Origin of the sequence: Hydrogenophaga defluvii (assembly GCF_042665235.1) — a bacterium.
Taxonomy (GTDB): domain Bacteria; phylum Pseudomonadota; class Gammaproteobacteria; order Burkholderiales; family Burkholderiaceae_C; genus Hydrogenophaga; species Hydrogenophaga defluvii_A.
In genome coordinates, this window is record NZ_JBHTBZ010000043.1 from 161,901 (window position 1) to 178,642 (window position 16,742).

Here is a 16,742-nt window from a genome sequence, read left to right on the forward strand (position 1 = left end):
GACAAGCCTACAGCGGCTGCCAGCCGGCAAAGGCCTCGACGCGGTTGCGGCCGCGCCGTTTGGCCAGCAGCAAGGCGTGGTCGGCGCGTTCCAGCAGTTGCTGGGCCGGCACGTCCTTGGCTGGCACCAGGCTGGCCAGGCCCACGCTCACCGTCACGCCCCGGGGCTGCCAGGCATGGCGCTCCACCGCCTGGCGCACACGCTGGGCCACCGGCATGGCGCCGTTGACACCGGTGGTCGGCAGGATGGCGACAAACTCCTCGCCCCCGTAACGCGACAGGTGGTCGGTGCCCCGCAGCGCATCGCCCACCACGCTGGCCACCTCACTCAGCACCCGATCGCCGGCCGGGTGCCCGAGCTCGTCGTTGTAGCGCTTGAAGTGGTCCACGTCGATCATGAGCAGACCCAGGGGCTCAGTGCGGCGGCCATGGCGCGCCCATTCGTCGGCCAGGCGCTGGTCAAAGGCACGCCGGTTCCACACCTGGGTCAGCTCATCCACCGTGCTCTGGGTCTGGAACCAGCGCGCCAGCCGGCGCAGCTCCAGCTGGGTGACCACCTGGCGCCCCAGAGCGCGCAAGGCCTCGCGCTGCGCCTCGTCCAGCCGGCGCGGGCGCACGTCGATCACACACAGCGAACCCAGCGCATGGCCTTCGGCGGTGACCAGGGGCACGCCCGCGTAAAAGCGCAACCCCCCTTCGCGCGTGACCATGGGGTTGTGGGCAAAACGTGGGTCGGCCAGGGCGTCGGGCACTTCCATCAGCACGTCGGGTTGGAGGATGGCGTGAGCACACAAAGACAACGAGCGGGGCAGTTCGGACACCTCGGCGCCCACCGCCGACTTGGTCCATTGCCGCTCGTCGTCGATCAGGTTGATCAGGGCCGTGGGCGTGTCACACACCAGGCGCGCCAACATGCTCAGGTCGTCAAAGGCCTGCTCGGGGGGCGTGTCCAGGATGTCGTAACGCCGCAGCGCCTGCAGGCGCTGGGCCTCGTTCTCGGGCAGGGGTGGGGCGTCGGGGTGTGGCATGGGAAAAGTGTACGGCGCTCAGACACACTCAGAAACGTTCGGTGGCCCCCAGGTAGCGCCACTGACCCACCGGCAGGTTGCCCAGCACCACCTTGCCGATGCGTATGCGCTTCAAACCCACCACATGCAAGCCCACTTGCTCGCACATGCGCCGGATCTGGCGCTTCTTGCCCTCGGTCAGCACAAACCGCAGCTGCTCGGGGTTTTGCCAGTCCACCTGCGCGGGTTTGAGCGGCTGGCCGTCCAGGCTCAGGCCGTGTCGCAGGCGCGCCAGCTGGGCTGGCGGCAAGGCGGCTTGCACGTTTTGCGTCACCAGGGGCGCGTTGGGATGGGCGTCGGGGCCGTCACCGATGTAGTGCACCCGCACCAGATACTCCTTCTCGATACCGGAGTCCTCGCCAATGAGGGTGCGCGCCACGCGGCCGTCCTGCGTCATCACCAGCAGGCCGGTGGAGTCGATGTCGAGCCGGCCGGCCGGCGCCAGGCCACGTGTGTGCCAGGCCTCGAAGCGGCGTGGGCTGCGGTCGTCCGCCCAGTGGCTGCGTGGCGAAATCAGCACGGCGGCCGACTCGTGGCCGTCTTCGGGCAAGCCGCTCACGTAGCCCACGGGCTTGTGCAGCAGGATGGTGACCCTGGCCTCTTGCTGGTGTTGCGCCTGCGGCAGCACCTCGACCTGGCAATCGGGCGCCACAGGCTGGCCCATGTCGGCGGGCTGGCCGTTGACCTTGACCCAGCCGCGCGCGATCCATTCGTCGGCCTCGCGGCGCGAACACAGGCCCAGGTCGGCCATGCGTTTGTTGAGGCGGATCAGCCCGGCCTCGCGGGTGGCGGACACCGGCGCAGGCGCCCGCTGCTGGGCCTGGCTCTGCAGGGTGGAACGGATGCCACCGGTGGGCCGGGGCGCAGGTGCGGGGTACTGGCCAGCAGGGGGGCGGTCCGATGGGCGCCCGGCTGCCCCGCCACGCCGCGCGGGTGGCGCCGCCTTGGCGGCGGGTTTGGACAGCGACAGGCGCTTGCGTTCGGGCGGGCTGGGGGGCTTGGGTTCGGACATGGCGGCGAATTATGCGCCGGGGGCCCGCGTATCCCAGCGGGTGCGCCAGGCATTGAACTCCACCGCCGGCAGCGGCTTGCTGATGAAGTAGCCCTGGGCCTCGTCACAACCCAGCGCGCGCAGTTGCGCCAGGATGGCGGCGGTCTCCACCCCTTCGGCCACCACACTCAGGCCCAGGTTGTGCGCCAGGTCGATGGTGGAGCGCACGATCTTGGCGTCGCTCTCATCGGTTGCCATGCCCATCACGAAGGATTTGTCGATCTTGAGCTCGCTCACCGGCAGGCGCTTGAGGTAGGCCAGGCTGGAGTAGCCGGTGCCGAAGTCGTCGATGGACAGCTTGAAGCCCTGTGCCGCGAGGCGGTTGAGCGTTGCCTCGGCGCGCTGCGGGTCGTCCATGATGGCGCTTTCGGTGATCTCCAGGCAAAAGCCGCTGGAGGCCAGCCCATGCTGTTTGAGGATGCCGCCCAGGCGCTGCGGAAAATCCTGGTCCAGCAGGTCGCGGGTGGACAGGTTGATGGCCACCCGCACCGGCTGACCTGGCAGCTGAAGCGAGGCCCACTGGCGCGCCGCCTCCTCAAACATCCACAAGGTGAGCTGGCGCACAAAGCCGGTCTGCTCGGCAAAGGGGATGAACTGCAGGGGCGGCACCAGCCCGCGCTGCGGATGCTGCCAGCGCACCAGGGCCTCGGCGGCCACCACCTGCTGGCTGGTGGCGTCCAGCTTGGGCTGCAGAAACAGCCGCAGCTCGCCGTGCTGCAGGGCGTGGCGCAAGTCGGTCAACAGCGACAGGGTCTGGGTGCTCGACGAATCCAGCGACGGCGAATACAGCAACACGCCGGCGGTCTTGCTTTTGGCGGCGTGCATGGCGATTTCGGAGCGGCTCATCAACAGGTCGGGGTCGTCGGCGTCGGCGGGCCAGCAGGCCACGCCCATGCTGGCACTCAGGTCAACCGTCTGCTCGTCAAAGGCCAACGGCACCTCGAAGGCCTTGGTGATGCGCTCGGTCAGCCGCACCGCGCCCTCGGCGTCGGTGCGCGAGAGCAGGATGGCGAACTCGTCGCCGCCCAGGCGCGCCACCATGTCGCCCTCGCGGAACACCTGCTGCTTCAGGCGCTCGGCCACGGCCTTGAGCAGTTCGTCGCCAAAGGCGTAACCCAACACGTCGTTGACGTGCTTGAACCGGTCCACGTTGAGCGTGATGACCGCCATGGGTTTGGCGGTGGTGCGGCTGTCGGCAATGGCCTGCACCAACTGTTGCCGAAACCGTTCGCGGTTGGGCAGGCCGGTCAGGCGGTCCCAGTAGGCCAGCTGCAAAATTTCGCGCCGCTGCTCGGCCAGGCTGTCGCGCATGCGGTCAAAACCGCGCGCGAGCTGCCCCACTTCGTCACCACGCGCCATGTCGCCCAGGTCGGCGGCGTAATCGCCGCGCTCCAGCGCGGCGGTGGCGGCCGTCAGTGCGGCCAGTGGCTGGGTGACGCGGCGCATGGCCAGCCCGCTGCCCACCGCAAACAGGCCCACCCCAGCCACGGTCACCAGCGCCAGCATGAGCTGCAAACGGGTGTAGGGCGCGACCGCATCGGCCACCGAGCGCAACAACACGCTGCGCACCACCCCACGGGGCGTCGGCAGCGTGGCGTGCCGCGCCACAAAGGTTTCACCGCCGATGCCGATGTCTGCGGCCTGTGTGAGCGCGAGCTCGGTCAGCACCTGCTCGTGTCCCGCCAGCGTGGTCACCACCATACTGAGGTGGGCGTCGTCGGTGCCCGAGAACACCGCCAGGTGCACACCCGACACGCGGTACAAATCGTCGGCCAGGGCCTGGTTGATCTGAAAACCCATGAGCACCCAGCCGATGAGGGCAGGCGCCCGCACGGGCACCATCACAAACTGGTAGGGCACGCGGTTGACGCGGGCGATGCGGCTGCCCCGGCTGTCGCGCGAGAGTTCGGCAGCCACCTGCTGCAAGGCGCTGGCGGCCATGCCCCCCTCGGCGGCCTCGCTCGTCACCGCCAACTGCAAGCCGGGGTCCAACAGCACGGTGACGGCCGCACCGATGCGTTCGCCGCTGTTGTCCAGGGCCGAGCGTATGGTGGGCTGATCGCCCGTGCCCACCGCCGCGCGAAAGCCGAAGTCGGCCGCCAGCACCGAAGACGCCTGCCGCAGCCGTTCGGCGTTCTGCTCCAACAGGCGCAGCCACACGCGTTCGCCCACCAGGAGGTCGGCGCTCATCTCGTTGCGCACCTGCGCGTTGACGGTGGCACGCACGATGCCGAAGGCCACGGCCTGCACCAAAAGCAACAACACCAACATGACCGCCACCGTGCGGGTGGACAGGGGCGCGTCGCGCAACCAGGCGCGCCAACGCGTCATGTGACCGCATCCCTCATGGTGTCAGCCCCTTGAGGGTGACACTGGCGGACGCGGCCGCTGCGCCCAGGCGTTGCGGCATGTCCAGTGCGGGCGCCCCCACCGGCAGGCCGGTGTGCCACACGCGCAGCCGGTAGCTGCCTTCGGGCACATCGTTCAGTTGCACGCGCCCGTTGGCGCCGGTGCTGCCGAAATACGGCGTATCGACCACCGCGATCCAGCCAATCATTTCATCGTGGATGTTGCACCCGAGCACCACCACGCCGGCCTGGTCGAACACCACGGGGCTGGCCGGCGTGCCGATGTAAAGCTTGAGTTCAAACCGTTTGGCCGGCGAAAACGAATACACGTGGTGGCGCACCGTGTCGCGGTTGGGGAATTGCACCGCCGTGCCCCGCGTGACCACCATGGTCTCGGGCACAAAACTTTTGTCTTTCTGCGCCATCTCCACACCAGACATCGGCTTGGTCGCCCGGGCCGCGTCGGGCGACTCCAGAAACACCACCGCCTGGGGCACGGGCCGACCTTTCTCGTCGGTCACCGTCACCTGCAGGGTGGCAGACCACACCCCACCCACCCAGGCGCACATGCCCAACAAGGCCCCTGCGCACCAGCGGCGCCAGGTGCCCGCGCTCACGGCTCGATCGCCAAACCGCGCAGGGCCATGCCTGCCCCCACGGTACCCACCAGCCGGGCCCGGCCGCTGGACAGGTCCACCTCGTACAAGCGGGTGCGCGCATCGCGGGACGTGCGCACCGCTGCCAGCGCCTTGTTGTTCAGGTCGGCGATGTCGAAGGCCACGTCGGTCAATGCCCCCAGGCCCAGCGCGCCCACGGTGAACAGCCGCCCCGTGTTGGGCGAGACCGCAGGCGCTACGCCCTCTCGGGTGCCCTGGGTGACCAGCACGCCCAGCGCACGGTCGATGGCGTAGTTGGTGGTCAGCTTCTCGTCGCGTTTGTTGTAGGTGTAGGCCGCACCCGTCACCTGCGGGGATTTGCCCACGTTGGTGTCGCCGGCCGCGTAGGCCAGGGCCGGATCGGTTTGCAGTCCGGCGGCGTTGGGATCGAAGTCCACCACAGCGCCCGTGTCGGGGTGCAAGCGCAGGTTCTGGCCGCTGGCGCTGACCACGCGGATGCGGTCGGCGGCGGGGTTGAAGTCCACCCCCCACTGCCCACCGGCCAGCGCCACGGCGGCCGGCGCGGTTCCCACCGGCGACAGCGCGCCGGTGGCGGTGTTGAGGGTGTAGAGCCGGCCACCGGCCGACAAGGCGTACAACACACCGCGCGCGACGCGGAAGTCGATGCCCACCAGCGCATCGCCGGCCGCCAGGCCCGTCACGGGGCGGCGCTCCAGAAAACGCTGCGGCTGGCCGACGTTGAACTTGATCAGTTCATGCTCGGCCGTGACCGCCCAGACCAGCTCTTTGGCCGCCACACCCATGGGCTCGTCGGCCGCGCCGTAGGGCGCCAGCAACACGGACCCACAAGCGCTCAGGGCCAGCGCGGCTACCGGCAAAAGGCGTCGGGCATGCGGGGGCAGCGAAGGTGCAAACAACAACATGGCGACTCCTTGGTGGAAATGTCAAGAAACTGTACACGCAATGGCGGCCGACGCAGGCGGCAATGGACGCCTCAACGCACGCCCTGTTCTTGGGCACTGAACACCGAACGCAAAGCGGGCAAATCCAGCACCCGCACCCCGCCGTACTCGATGCGTATGGCCCCGCGCGACTGCAAGGTGGACAAGGCTTCGTTGACCCGCTGACGCGACAGTCCCACCAGATACGCCAACTCCTGCTGGGTGATGCGCAGCATGTGGCCCACACCGGGGTAGAGCTCGGGGTTGAACAGCGCGGCCAGGCTGCGCGCCACCCGCACGTCGGGGTTGCTGATGCGGTCGATCTCGCGTGCCGCAATGAACTGGCCCAGGCGCTCATTGAGCTGGCGCATGACAAAGCGGTTGAAGCCGATGGAGTTGTCCAGCAACCAGTGGAAGCTGTCCACCGGCAGACCCGCGACCACGCTCTTGCGCAAGGCCTGGATGTTGTAGCGGTACTTCTCGCGCTTGAGCGCCGTGCCCTCGCCAAACCAGCCGCCGGGTGCCACACCGGTGAAGGTGATGACCGGCCCTTGCGAGTCGTCATTGCTCATCTTGAGCAGGCCATCGATGAGGCCAAACCAGTAGGTGACCGGGCGCCCCACGCGGCAGATGTAGTCGCCCGGCACGGCCTCCGAGACCACGATGTCGCTCTCGGCACGCGCGCGCTCAGCAGACTCCAGCTGACGCAGCCAGGGGATCTCGGCCAGCTCGTCCGGTGTGGCCGATCGGGCGCGCTGACGCAGGGGAGAAACGGACGTGCTCATCGGCTTTTCCTGTCCAGAAGCTGACACACACCCTAGGGGAAAGTCCTAGGCGGGCAGACCCTCAATTGTCGTCGCATTGACAACATAACGTCAAATGCTTGCCTACCATTCGCGGCACGCCAACGTCAGACATTGTGAGTTTGACCGCGCGCCCCACAGGAGACAACATGCGGAGCACCTTCCCCCAACTGCTGCTGGCCCATGCGGCGCGTCGGCCCGACGCGCCGGCCATGCGCGAGAAGGAATACGGCATCTGGCAGACCACGAGCTGGTCGCACATGGTGGCACTGGTCAAGCACATCGCCTGCGGTTTGCACCAGGCCGGCCTGCACCGGGGCGAACACCTCGTCGTCATCGGCGCCAACCGCCCGCGCCTCTACGCCACCATGCTGGCGGCACAGTCGCTGGGGGCCATTCCCGTGCCGCTGTACCAGGACGCCGTGGGCGCCGAGTGTGTGTTCCCCATCAACAACGCCGAAGTGCGTTTTGCGGTGGTGGAAGACCAGGAACAGGTCGACAAGATGCTGGAAATCCGCGACCGCTGCCCGCAGCTCGCCCACATTTACTACGACGACCCGCGCGGCCTGCGCAATTACGTCGAAGACGGCCTGGGCAGCCTCGCCGAACTGGTGGCCGCTGGCGAGGTGTTTGCACAGCAGCACCCGGGCTTCTTCCAGGAAGAGGTGGACAAGGCCCGGCCCGAGGACGTGGCCGCCATGTTCTTCACCTCCGGCACCACCGGCAACCCCAAGGGGGTGGTGCACACCCACGACTCGCTGCTCAACCGCGCGCACGTGGGCGCCCAGTTCGACAAGCTGAGCGAAACCGACGAGGTGCTGGCCTACCTGCCGCCGGCCTGGATCGGCCAGAACATCTTCAGCTACGCCCAGTGGCTGGCTGCTGGTTATGTGGTGAACTGCCCCGAATCGTCGGGCACCGTGACCATCGACCTCAAGGAAGTGGGCCCCACCTACTACTTCGCGCCACCGCGGGTGTTTGAGGGCCTGCTCACCAGCGTGATGATCCGCATGGAAGACGCGGGCACCATCAAGCGCAAGATGTTCCACTACTTCATGGACGTGGCGCGCAAAGTGGGGCCGGCGCTGATGGACGGCAAACCCGTCTCGGGCACCAACCGCTTGCTGTACAGCCTGGGCAATGTGCTGGTGTACGGCCCACTGCGCAACACCCTGGGCTTTTCGCGGGTGCGGGTGGCCTACACGGCGGGCGAGGCCATCGGCCCCGACCTCTTCACCTTCTACCGCTCCATCGGCATCAACATCAAGCAGCTCTACGGCTCCACCGAAACCGCCGTGTTTGTGTGCCTGCAGCCCGACCACCAGGCACGCGCCGACACCGTGGGCGTACCTTGCGACGGCGTGGAAATCAAGCTCTCCGACACCGGTGAAATCCTGGTCAAGTCGCCCGGCCTGCTCAAGGGCTACTACAAAAACCCCGAGGCCACGGCCGAGGTGCTGACCGCCGACGGCTGGTACCACACCAGCGACGCCGGCTTCATCGACGCCGAGGGCCACCTCAAGATCATCGACCGCGTGAAAGACGTGGGTCGCATCATGGGCGGCCCCAACGACGGCGCCATGTTTGCGCCCAAGTACGTGGAGAACAAGCTCAAGTTCTTCTCGCACATCAAAGAAGTGGTGGCCTTTGGCGACAAACGCGAGAAGGTGTGCGTGATGATCAACATCGACTTCGACGCCGTGGGCAACTGGGCCGAGCGTCGCAACCTGCCCTACGCCGGCTACACCGACCTGGCACAGAAGCCCGAGGTGTACGAACTGATCCGCGAGTGCGTGGAAAAGGTCAACGCCGACCTGAGCCGCGACGAATTGCTGGCCGGCAGCCAGATCAGCCGCTTCCTCGTGCTGCACAAAGAGCTGGACGCCGACGATGGCGAACTGACCCGCACCAACAAAGTCCGCCGTGGCTTCATCGGCGACAAGTACGGCGTGCTGGTCGATGCCCTCTACGGCGACAAGACCGAGCAATACATCGAAACCGCCGTCAAATTTGAAGACGGCCGCAGCGGCAAGGTCAGCGCCACGCTGAAGATTTCCGATGCCAAGACTTTTGCCCCCGTGAAGGCCGCAGCATGAGCAGTAAAAAGATCGGCGACGTCATCCTCGACGTCAGCAACATCTCCCTGAGTTTTGGCGGCGTCAAGGCGCTGACCAACATCAGCTTCAACGTGCGCGAGCACGAGATCCGCGCCATCATCGGCCCCAACGGTGCCGGTAAAAGCTCGATGCTCAACTGCATCAACGGCGTGTACCAGCCACAACAAGGTGCCATCACCTTTCGGGGCCAGACCTTCAAGCACATGAACAGCCGCCAGGTGGCGGAGATGGGCATCGCGCGCACCTTCCAGAACCTGGCGCTGTTCAAGGGCATGAGCGTGATCGACAACATCATGACCGGGCGCAACCTGCGCATCAAAAGCAACCTGTTCAGCCAGGCTTTTCGCAACCCCTTTGGCATCGGCGGCGCGGAAAAAGAAGAGGTCAAACACCGCGAGTTTGTCGAACACATCATCGACTTCCTCGAAATCCAGGCCTACCGCAAAACGCCTGTGGGCCAACTGCCCTACGGCCTGCAAAAGCGGGTGGACCTGGGCCGCGCTCTGGCCATGGAGCCGCAGGTGCTGCTGCTGGACGAACCCATGGCCGGCATGAACGTGGAAGAGAAGCAGGACATGAGCCGTTTTGTGCTCGATGTGAACGACGAATTCGGCACCACCGTGGTGTTGATCGAACACGACATGGGCGTGGTGATGGACATCAGCGACCGCGTGGTGGTGCTGGACTACGGCAAGAAGATCGGCGACGGCACCCCCGACGAGGTGCGCAACAACGAGGACGTGATCAGCGCCTACCTCGGCACTTCACACTGAAAGAACGGCCATGGCATTTTTTCTTGAAACCCTCTTTGGCGGCCTGATGGCCGGCATGCTGTATTCGCTTGTGGCGCTGGGCTTTGTGCTCATCTTCAAGGCCTCGGGCGTGTTCAACTTTGCGCAAGGCGCCATGGTGCTGTTCGCGGCGCTGGCCATGGCCCGCTTCTCAGAATGGATTCCACAGTGGCTCGGCTTCGAGAGCTTGCTGCTGGCCAACGTGTTGGCCTTCATCGTGGCCGCCGCATGCATGTTTGTGGTGGCTTGGGTGATCGAACGCCTGGTGCTGCGCCACCTGGTCAATCAAGAGGGTGTGACCCTGCTGATGGCCACCCTTGGCATCACCTACTTTCTCGATGGCCTGGGCCAGACCATCTTTGGCAGCGAGATCTATCAGATCAACGTGGGAATGCCCAAAGAGCCCGTCTTTCTGCTGCAAAACACCTTCGAGGGCGGCATCCTCATCAGCCAGGAAGACATCATCGCAGCACTGGTCGCAGCCTGTTTGGTGGCGGTCCTGGCCCTGTTTTTCCAGAAGACCAGCACCGGACGCGCCCTGCGCGCGGTGGCCGACGACCACCAGGCAGCGCAGTCCATCGGCATCCCCCTCAACCGCATCTGGGTCATTGTCTGGTGTGTGGCGGGCATCACCGCCCTGGTGGCCGGGATCATCTGGGGCTCCAAGTTGGGTGTGCAGTTCTCGCTCACCACCGTGGCCCTGCGCGCCCTGCCCGTGATCATTTTGGGCGGCCTCACCTCGGTGCCCGGCGCCATCATCGGCGGCCTGATCATCGGCGTCGGTGAAAAGTTCTCCGAGGTCTACCTCGGCCCGCTGGTGGGTGGTGGCATCGAAATCTGGTTTGCCTACATGCTGGCACTGGTCTTCCTGCTGTTCCGGCCCCAGGGTTTGTTTGGCGAAAAGATCATTGATCGGGTGTGAAACACCCACATCAATGATCTTTCAGCGAAGACTAACTTTGCGCAGCAAAGTTAAGCAAAGCGTGTCGTAGCTAAAAGATTGTTTGAGGAATTGAGACATGTTCTACAGAGAAAACGGTCAGTTCAAGACCTCCTACTCGGCCGATCAGCAGATTTTTCCGATCGCCCAGGACCGCTGGGCCATCCTCGGCCTGATTGCCATCGCCGCCATCGGTGTGCCGCTGCTGGCCGACGAGTACCTGTTCCGCGCCATCTTCATCCCCTTCCTCATCCTGGCGCTGGCGGCCGTAGGGGTGAACATCCTGGTGGGTTTCTGCGGGCAGATCTCGTTGGGCTCGGGCGCCTTCATGGCGGTGGGCGCCTACATGGCCTACAACACCTTCGTCCGCATCGATGGCATGCCGCTGATCGTGGCCCTGCTGTCGGGCGGCTTCTTTGCCACGCTGGTGGGCATCTTTTTTGGCATCCCCAGCCTGCGTGTGAAAGGTTTGTACCTGGCGGTGGCCACGCTGGCAGCACAGTTCTTCTGTGACTGGGCGTTCAGCCGCATCAACTGGTTCACCAACAACAGCACATCGGGCTCCGTGGCGGTGTCGGGGCTGGAGGTTTTTGGTCTGCCGATCCAGACCCCCGTGCAGAAGTACCTCTTCTGCCTGAGCTTCCTGGTGGTATTTGCCTTGCTGGCCAAAAACCTGGTGCGCTCGGCCATCGGCCGCGAGTGGATGGCAATTCGCGACATGGACGTGGCCGCCTCCGTCATCGGCATCCGCCCCATGTACGCCAAGCTCAGCGCGTTTGCGGTCAGCTCTTTCATTGTGGGCGTCGCTGGCGGTCTGTGGGCGTTTGTGCACCTGGGTTCATGGGAGCCCGCAGCCTTCTCCATCGACCGCTCCTTCCAGTTGCTGTTCATGGTGATCATCGGCGGCATGGGTTCCATCATGGGCAGCCTTTTTGGTGCCGCCTTCATTGTGGTGCTGCCCATTTTTCTGAACCAGTTCATGCCCTGGGCCGGCTCTCTGGTTGGTCTCGAAATTTCCACGGCGGCGGTGTCGCACACCGAATTCATGATCTTTGGCGCACTGATCGTGTGGTTCCTGATTGTCGAACCCCATGGCCTGGCCAAGCTCTGGAGCATTGGCAAACAGAAGTTGCGGTTGTGGCCCTTCCCGCACTGATGTCTCGGCTGCCGCTGCGCGACAGCACCCGGCTGAAGGCCTGTTGAAATTCTCGTGTGTTGGTTCTTATTTGGAGACAAATGAAATGAAACTTTCCTCCCTTGCCCTCTCTGCCTCCATCGTCTGTGCGGGCCTGACCGGCGCGCTGCTGGCCCCTGCCGCCCTGGCGCAAGACAAGGTCCAGTTCTTCCCGGTGCTGTCGGGCCGCACCGGCCCGGTGGCGCCCAACGCCACGCCCTGGGCCAACGGGCACAACGACTACATGAAGCTGGTCAACGTGCGCGGGGGCATCAACGGCGTCAAGACACTGGTTGAGGAGTGCGAAACAGCTTACGCCACCGACCGCGGCGTGGAGTGCTACGAACGCCTGAAAGGCAAACATGGTGGCGCCACGGTGTTCCAGCCCCTGTCCACCGGCATCACTTTCGCGCTGACAGAAAAAATCCCCACCGACAAGATCCCCATGATCACCTCCGGCTACGGCCGCAGCGATTCGGCGGACGGCGGTATCTTCAAATGGAACTTCCCGCTGATCGGCCACTACTGGGTGGCGGGGGACACCGTGCTCCAGCACATCGCCAACAAAGAAGGCGGCTGGGACAAGCTCAAGGGCAAAAAAATTGCCGTCGGCTACCACGACAGTCCGTTTGGCAAGGAACTGCTGCCCATCATGCAGGAGCGCGCCGCGATGCACGGCTTCTCGCTGCAGCTGCTGCCCATCCCCGCGCCCGGCGTGGAACAAAAATCCATCTGGCTGCAGGTGCGCCAGCAGCGTCCGGACTTCGTCGTCCTGCAGACCTGGGGCGTGATGACGCCCACGGCCATCAAGGAAGCGGTGGCCACCGGCTACCCACGCGAGAAGATGTTTGGCACTTGGTGGTCGGGCGCAGAACCTGATCTGAAGGACGTGGGTGCAGGCGCCAAAGGCTACAGCGCGGTCATGATGCAGCACGGTGCCGAGTTCAATTCACCGGTGGTCAAGGAAATCCTGGAGAAGGTGCATGCCAAGGGCCAGGGCACCGGACCGAAGGAGGAAGTCGGATCGGTGCTGTACATGCGTGGTGTTGTCGGCGCCATGCTGGCGGTCGAGGGTGTCCGCGCGGCGCAGGAGCGTTTTGGCAAAGGCAAGGTCATCACCGGCGAACAGGCCCGCTGGGGCTATGAAAACCTGAACCTGACGCAGGCCAAGCTCGATGCGCTGGGCTTCAAAGGCGTGATGCGCCCGGTGTCCACCAGTTGCCAAGACCACATGGGGTCGGCTTGGGCGCGTGTGCACACCTGGGATGGCAGCAAGTTTGTCTGGGCGTCCGACTGGCTGCAGGCGGACGAACAAATCATCCGCCCGATGGTGAAGGCATCGGCCGACAAATACGCCGGCGAGAAGAAGCTGGCACGCCGCTCGGCTCAGGACTGCCAGAGCTGATGACGCGATGACGCGCGCTGCGCGCGGCATGGCGGATGACACCGCCATGCCCGCGCCAGCGGGTGTCATCCGCCCACAAACCTGTGCGTCGCGCGCGGTGCACAGGTTTGTGAAAGGTCATTTGTCATGAGCGCACCGAACATCGTCCTCAACGTCAACGGCATCGAGGTCATCTACAACCACGTCATCCTGGTGCTCAAGGGCGTGTCCTTGAATGTGCCGGAAGGAAAAATCGCGGCCATCTTGGGTGGCAACGGCGCGGGCAAAACCACCACGCTGCGTGCGATCTCCAACCTGCTCAAGGGCGAACGTGGCGAGGTCACCAAGGGCAGCATCGAGCTGCGCGGTGAACGCATTGAAAACCTGACACCTGCCGACCTGGTCAACCGCGGTGTGGTGCAGGTGATGGAAGGCCGGCACTGTTTTGCCCACCTCACCATCGAGGAAAACCTGCTGACCGGCAGCTACACCCGCAAGGACAAGGGCGAGATCGCGGCCAACCTGGACAAGGTCTACAACTACTTCCCGCGCCTGAAGACACGTCGCACGAGCCAGGCCGCCTACACCTCGGGTGGTGAACAACAGATGTGTGCGATTGGCCGCGCGATCATGGCCAACCCCAGTGTGGTGCTGCTCGATGAGCCCTCCATGGGCCTGGCGCCGCAGATCGTGGAAGAGGTGTTCGAGATCGTGAAGGACCTCAACCAGAAGGAAAAGGTCACCTTCCTGATCGCCGAGCAGAACACCAACATGGCGCTGCGTTATGCCGACTACGGCTACATCATGGAAAGCGGGCGCATCGTGATGGACGGCGCGGCCGACGACTTGCGCAACAACGAGGACGTGAAAGAGTTCTACCTCGGCATGGGCGGTGGCGAGCGCAAGAGTTTCAAGGACGTCAAGAGCTACAAGCGGCGCAAGCGCTGGTTGGCTTGACCCACCCCCGTCGCTTGCCCGCTGCGCGTGGCCGCATCCCCCCTCAAGGGGGCGGCTCCGGTGGGCCGGCAGAGCCGGACCCACGGTGCCGCTTGCCCCATGCCCTCCACTCAACCCGAATTGGTTTCTTCCATGAGCAACTTCCACGACGCGCTTGAAACCCGTGACCCGGCCGCCCGCGAGGCCGATCTGATGGCTGCATTGCCACGGCAGATCGCCCACGCGCAGCAACACACCGCCGCCTTCGCCAGCATCCTCGCGGGTGTGAGCGCAGCGGATGTGAACAGCCGCGCGGCATTGGCACGGTTGCCAGTCACGCGCAAGTACGAATTGCTGGAGCGGCAGAAGGCGGCCCGTGCCGCAGGGGGCGATGCGTTCGGCGGCTTCTCCGCCCTGGTGCGTGGCCCGGGCATGACCCGCATCTTCGCCAGCCCCGGCCCGATCTACGAGCCTGAAGGCGCGAACAAAGACTACTGGCGCACCGCGCGCGCGCTGTATGCGGCGGGTTTCCGCTCGGGCGAGCTGGTGCACAACAGCTTCAGCTACCACATGACGCCTGGCGCCTTCATTCTGGAAGCCGGCGCGCTGGCCCTGGGTTGCACCGTGTTTCCGGCCGGCACCGGGCAGACCGAGCAGCAGCTCGAAGCCATCCAGGAGCTGAAGCCCACCGCCTACACCGGCACGCCGAGTTTTCTGCGCATCCTGCTGGAAAAAGCCGCCGAGGCGGGCCAGAAACTCAGCATCACCAAGGCCTCGGTCGGCGGCGAGGCCTGCCCGCCCAGCCTGACCGCCTGGTTCAAGGCACAAGGGGTGGATGTCTACCAAACCTACGCCACGGCCGATCTGGGCCTGGTGGCCTTTGAAACCGCCGCGCGCGAGGGCCTGGTGCTCGAAGAAGGCGTGATCGTCGAAATCGTGCGCCCCGGCACCGGCGACCCGGTGCCCGAAGGCGAGGTGGGCGAGCTGGTGGTGACCACACTCAACCCGGGCTACCCGTTGATCCGCTTCGGCACCGGCGACCTCTCGGCCATCTTGCCTGGCACCTGCCCCACCGGGCGCACGGGCACCCGCATCAAGGGCTGGATGGGCCGAGCCGATCAGACCACCAAGGTGCGGGGCATGTTTGTGCACCCGGGTCAGGTGGCCGAGGTGATCCGCCGTTTCCCCGAGGTGAAAAAAGCACGGCTCGTGGTCAGCGGCGAAATGGCCAACGACCAGATGTGCCTCAAGGTCGAAACCACCGAAACGGGCGACGCTCTGCGCGATGGCCTGGCGCAGGCGGTGCGTGATCTGACCAAATTGCGTGGCGATATCGAACTGGTGGCGCCGGGCAGCTTGCCCAATGACGGCAAAGTGATAGAAGACGCCCGCAAGTACGACTGACGTGGCATGGTCGGGGGATAAGTTCCGGGAAAGTACCGTGAAACCGGTAGGTACTTTCCGCGATGGCTCACCCTTGAGACACGGGTAGCATCGGCCGCTGTCATTTACTTCGACCCCTAGGAGACCGCCATGAAATCCCTGTTCACCCTGAGTGTGCTTGCCCTGGCCAGCACGGCCGCACTGGCCCAAGCCTTTCCTGGCGACAAACCCGTCACGCTGGTGGTGCCTTTCGCCGCAGGCGGCCCCACCGACCGCGTGGCCCGCGACCTGGCCGAAGCCCTGCGCAAGCCCCTGGGCGGCAACGTGGTGGTGGAAAACGCCGCCGGCGCCGGTGGCACCATCGGCGCCATGAAGGTGGCCCGCGCCAAACCCGACGGCCACACCCTGCTGGTCTGGCACATCGGCATGGCCTCCACCGCTGGCCTGTACCGCAAGCTGCAGTTCAACGCGCTGAACGACTTCGACTACCTGGGCATGATCAACGACGTGCCCATGACCCTGATTGGCAGCCCCAAACTGCCGGCCAACACCTACCGCGACTTCGAAAACTACATCCGCGCCAACTCGGGCAAGATCAACCTGGCCCACGCCGGCCTGGGCTCGGCCTCGCACCTGTGTGGCCTGATGTGGCAGTCGGCCATCAAGCTGAACACGGCCATGACCACCATCCCGTTCAGCGGCACCGCACCCGCCATGACCAACCTGGTCGGCGGCCAGGTGGATGTGATGTGCGACCAGACCACCAACACCACCGCCCAGATCGAAGGCGGGCGTGTCAAGGCCTTTGCCGTCACCACCGAAAAGCCGCTGAGCGGCCACAAGCTGCTCAAGGACTACCCCAGCCTGGCCGAGATGGGCCTCAAGGGCTTCAACCTGACCATCTGGCACGGCCTCAACGGCCCCAAGGGCCTGCCGGCCGACGTGGCCAAGAAGATCAACGACGCGCTCAAGGTGGCCTTGAAGGACCCCGAGTTCGTCAAGAAGCAGGAAGGCCTGGGCGCCATCGTTGTCAACGACAAGCGTGTCACGCCCGAAGGCCACAAGGCCTTCGTGGGCGCCGAGATCGTCAAGCTCAAGGGCGTGATCGAAGCCGCCGGCCAGTTTGCTGACTGAGTGCTGTCCACCCCAGAAAGGCCACCCGCGAGGTGGCCTTTTTTGTCACTGCACAAT

At 65.1% G+C, this 16,742-nt stretch carries 14 protein-coding genes; 8 read left to right on the forward strand and 6 right to left on the reverse strand.

The genetic code is table 11. From position 1 onward, the window contains the following. Positions 1-7: 7 nt before the first annotated feature. The 6 genes from ACFQU0_RS15070 to ACFQU0_RS15095 form a co-directional block, all read right to left on the reverse strand. On the reverse strand, positions 8-1,027 hold the full coding sequence (locus ACFQU0_RS15070) for a GGDEF domain-containing protein (RefSeq protein ID WP_382202185.1): 1,020 nt from the start codon (positions 1,025-1,027) through the stop codon (positions 8-10). Between the two features lie 28 nt (positions 1,028-1,055). Next, a complete protein-coding gene (locus tag ACFQU0_RS15075) occupies positions 1,056-2,078 on the reverse strand; it encodes a pseudouridine synthase (RefSeq protein ID WP_382202187.1) in 1,023 nt (340 codons plus the stop codon). Between the two features lie 9 nt (positions 2,079-2,087). Then, entirely contained in the window at positions 2,088-4,448 is a 2,361-nt protein-coding gene (locus ACFQU0_RS15080; protein ID WP_382202189.1) for a putative bifunctional diguanylate cyclase/phosphodiesterase, read from the reverse strand. Positions 4,449-4,461: 13 nt separating this feature from the next. Then, positions 4,462-5,034: a methylamine utilization protein gene (locus ACFQU0_RS15085; protein WP_382202318.1), complete on the reverse strand. Its 573-nt coding sequence runs from the start codon at positions 5,032-5,034 to the stop codon at positions 4,462-4,464. Positions 5,035-5,078: 44 nt separating this feature from the next. Beyond that, a complete protein-coding gene (locus ACFQU0_RS15090; protein ID WP_382202191.1) occupies positions 5,079-6,005 on the reverse strand; it encodes a DUF4394 domain-containing protein in 927 nt (308 codons plus the stop codon). Between the two features lie 71 nt (positions 6,006-6,076). Next, positions 6,077-6,808 carry a Crp/Fnr family transcriptional regulator gene (locus ACFQU0_RS15095; protein WP_382202193.1) on the reverse strand — a complete coding sequence of 244 codons (732 nt, stop codon included), beginning with the start codon at positions 6,806-6,808 and terminating at the stop codon, positions 6,077-6,079. Positions 6,809-6,975: 167 nt separating this feature from the next. Here ACFQU0_RS15095 and ACFQU0_RS15100 point away from each other — a divergent pair, with 167 nt between their 5' ends. The 8 genes from ACFQU0_RS15100 to ACFQU0_RS15135 all read left to right on the forward strand — a co-directional run bounded on the left by ACFQU0_RS15100 (position 6,976) and on the right by ACFQU0_RS15135 (position 16,685). After that, positions 6,976-8,922: an AMP-dependent synthetase/ligase gene (locus tag ACFQU0_RS15100; protein ID WP_382202194.1), complete on the forward strand. Its 1,947-nt coding sequence runs from the start codon at positions 6,976-6,978 to the stop codon at positions 8,920-8,922. Continuing rightward, complete coding sequence (locus tag ACFQU0_RS15105) at positions 8,919-9,716, forward strand: ABC transporter ATP-binding protein (RefSeq protein ID WP_382202196.1); 798 nt, start codon at positions 8,919-8,921, stop codon at positions 9,714-9,716. Before ACFQU0_RS15100 ends, ACFQU0_RS15105 begins: the two co-directional genes overlap by 4 nt. 10 nt (positions 9,717-9,726) lie before the next feature. Further along, the gene (locus ACFQU0_RS15110; RefSeq protein ID WP_382202198.1) at positions 9,727-10,656 is read left to right on the forward strand and encodes a branched-chain amino acid ABC transporter permease; all 930 of its coding nucleotides are present in this window, start codon (positions 9,727-9,729) and stop codon (positions 10,654-10,656) included. 97 nt (positions 10,657-10,753) lie between these two features. Continuing rightward, positions 10,754-11,830 (forward strand): branched-chain amino acid ABC transporter permease, encoded by a 1,077-nt coding sequence (locus tag ACFQU0_RS15115; RefSeq protein WP_382202200.1) that lies wholly within the window; start codon positions 10,754-10,756, stop codon positions 11,828-11,830. A gap of 85 nt (positions 11,831-11,915) precedes the next feature. Then, on the forward strand, positions 11,916-13,253 hold the full coding sequence (locus tag ACFQU0_RS15120) for an ABC transporter substrate-binding protein (protein WP_382202202.1): 1,338 nt from the start codon (positions 11,916-11,918) through the stop codon (positions 13,251-13,253). A 126-nt stretch (positions 13,254-13,379) separates the two neighbouring features. Further along, on the forward strand, positions 13,380-14,189 hold the full coding sequence (locus ACFQU0_RS15125) for an ABC transporter ATP-binding protein (protein WP_382202204.1): 810 nt from the start codon (positions 13,380-13,382) through the stop codon (positions 14,187-14,189). 132 nt (positions 14,190-14,321) lie between these two features. Then, the gene (locus tag ACFQU0_RS15130; RefSeq protein WP_382202206.1) at positions 14,322-15,572 is read left to right on the forward strand and encodes a phenylacetate--CoA ligase family protein; all 1,251 of its coding nucleotides are present in this window, start codon (positions 14,322-14,324) and stop codon (positions 15,570-15,572) included. A 129-nt stretch (positions 15,573-15,701) separates the two neighbouring features. Then, on the forward strand, positions 15,702-16,685 hold the full coding sequence (locus ACFQU0_RS15135) for a tripartite tricarboxylate transporter substrate-binding protein (RefSeq protein ID WP_382202208.1): 984 nt from the start codon (positions 15,702-15,704) through the stop codon (positions 16,683-16,685). Positions 16,686-16,742: the final 57 nt, after the last annotated feature.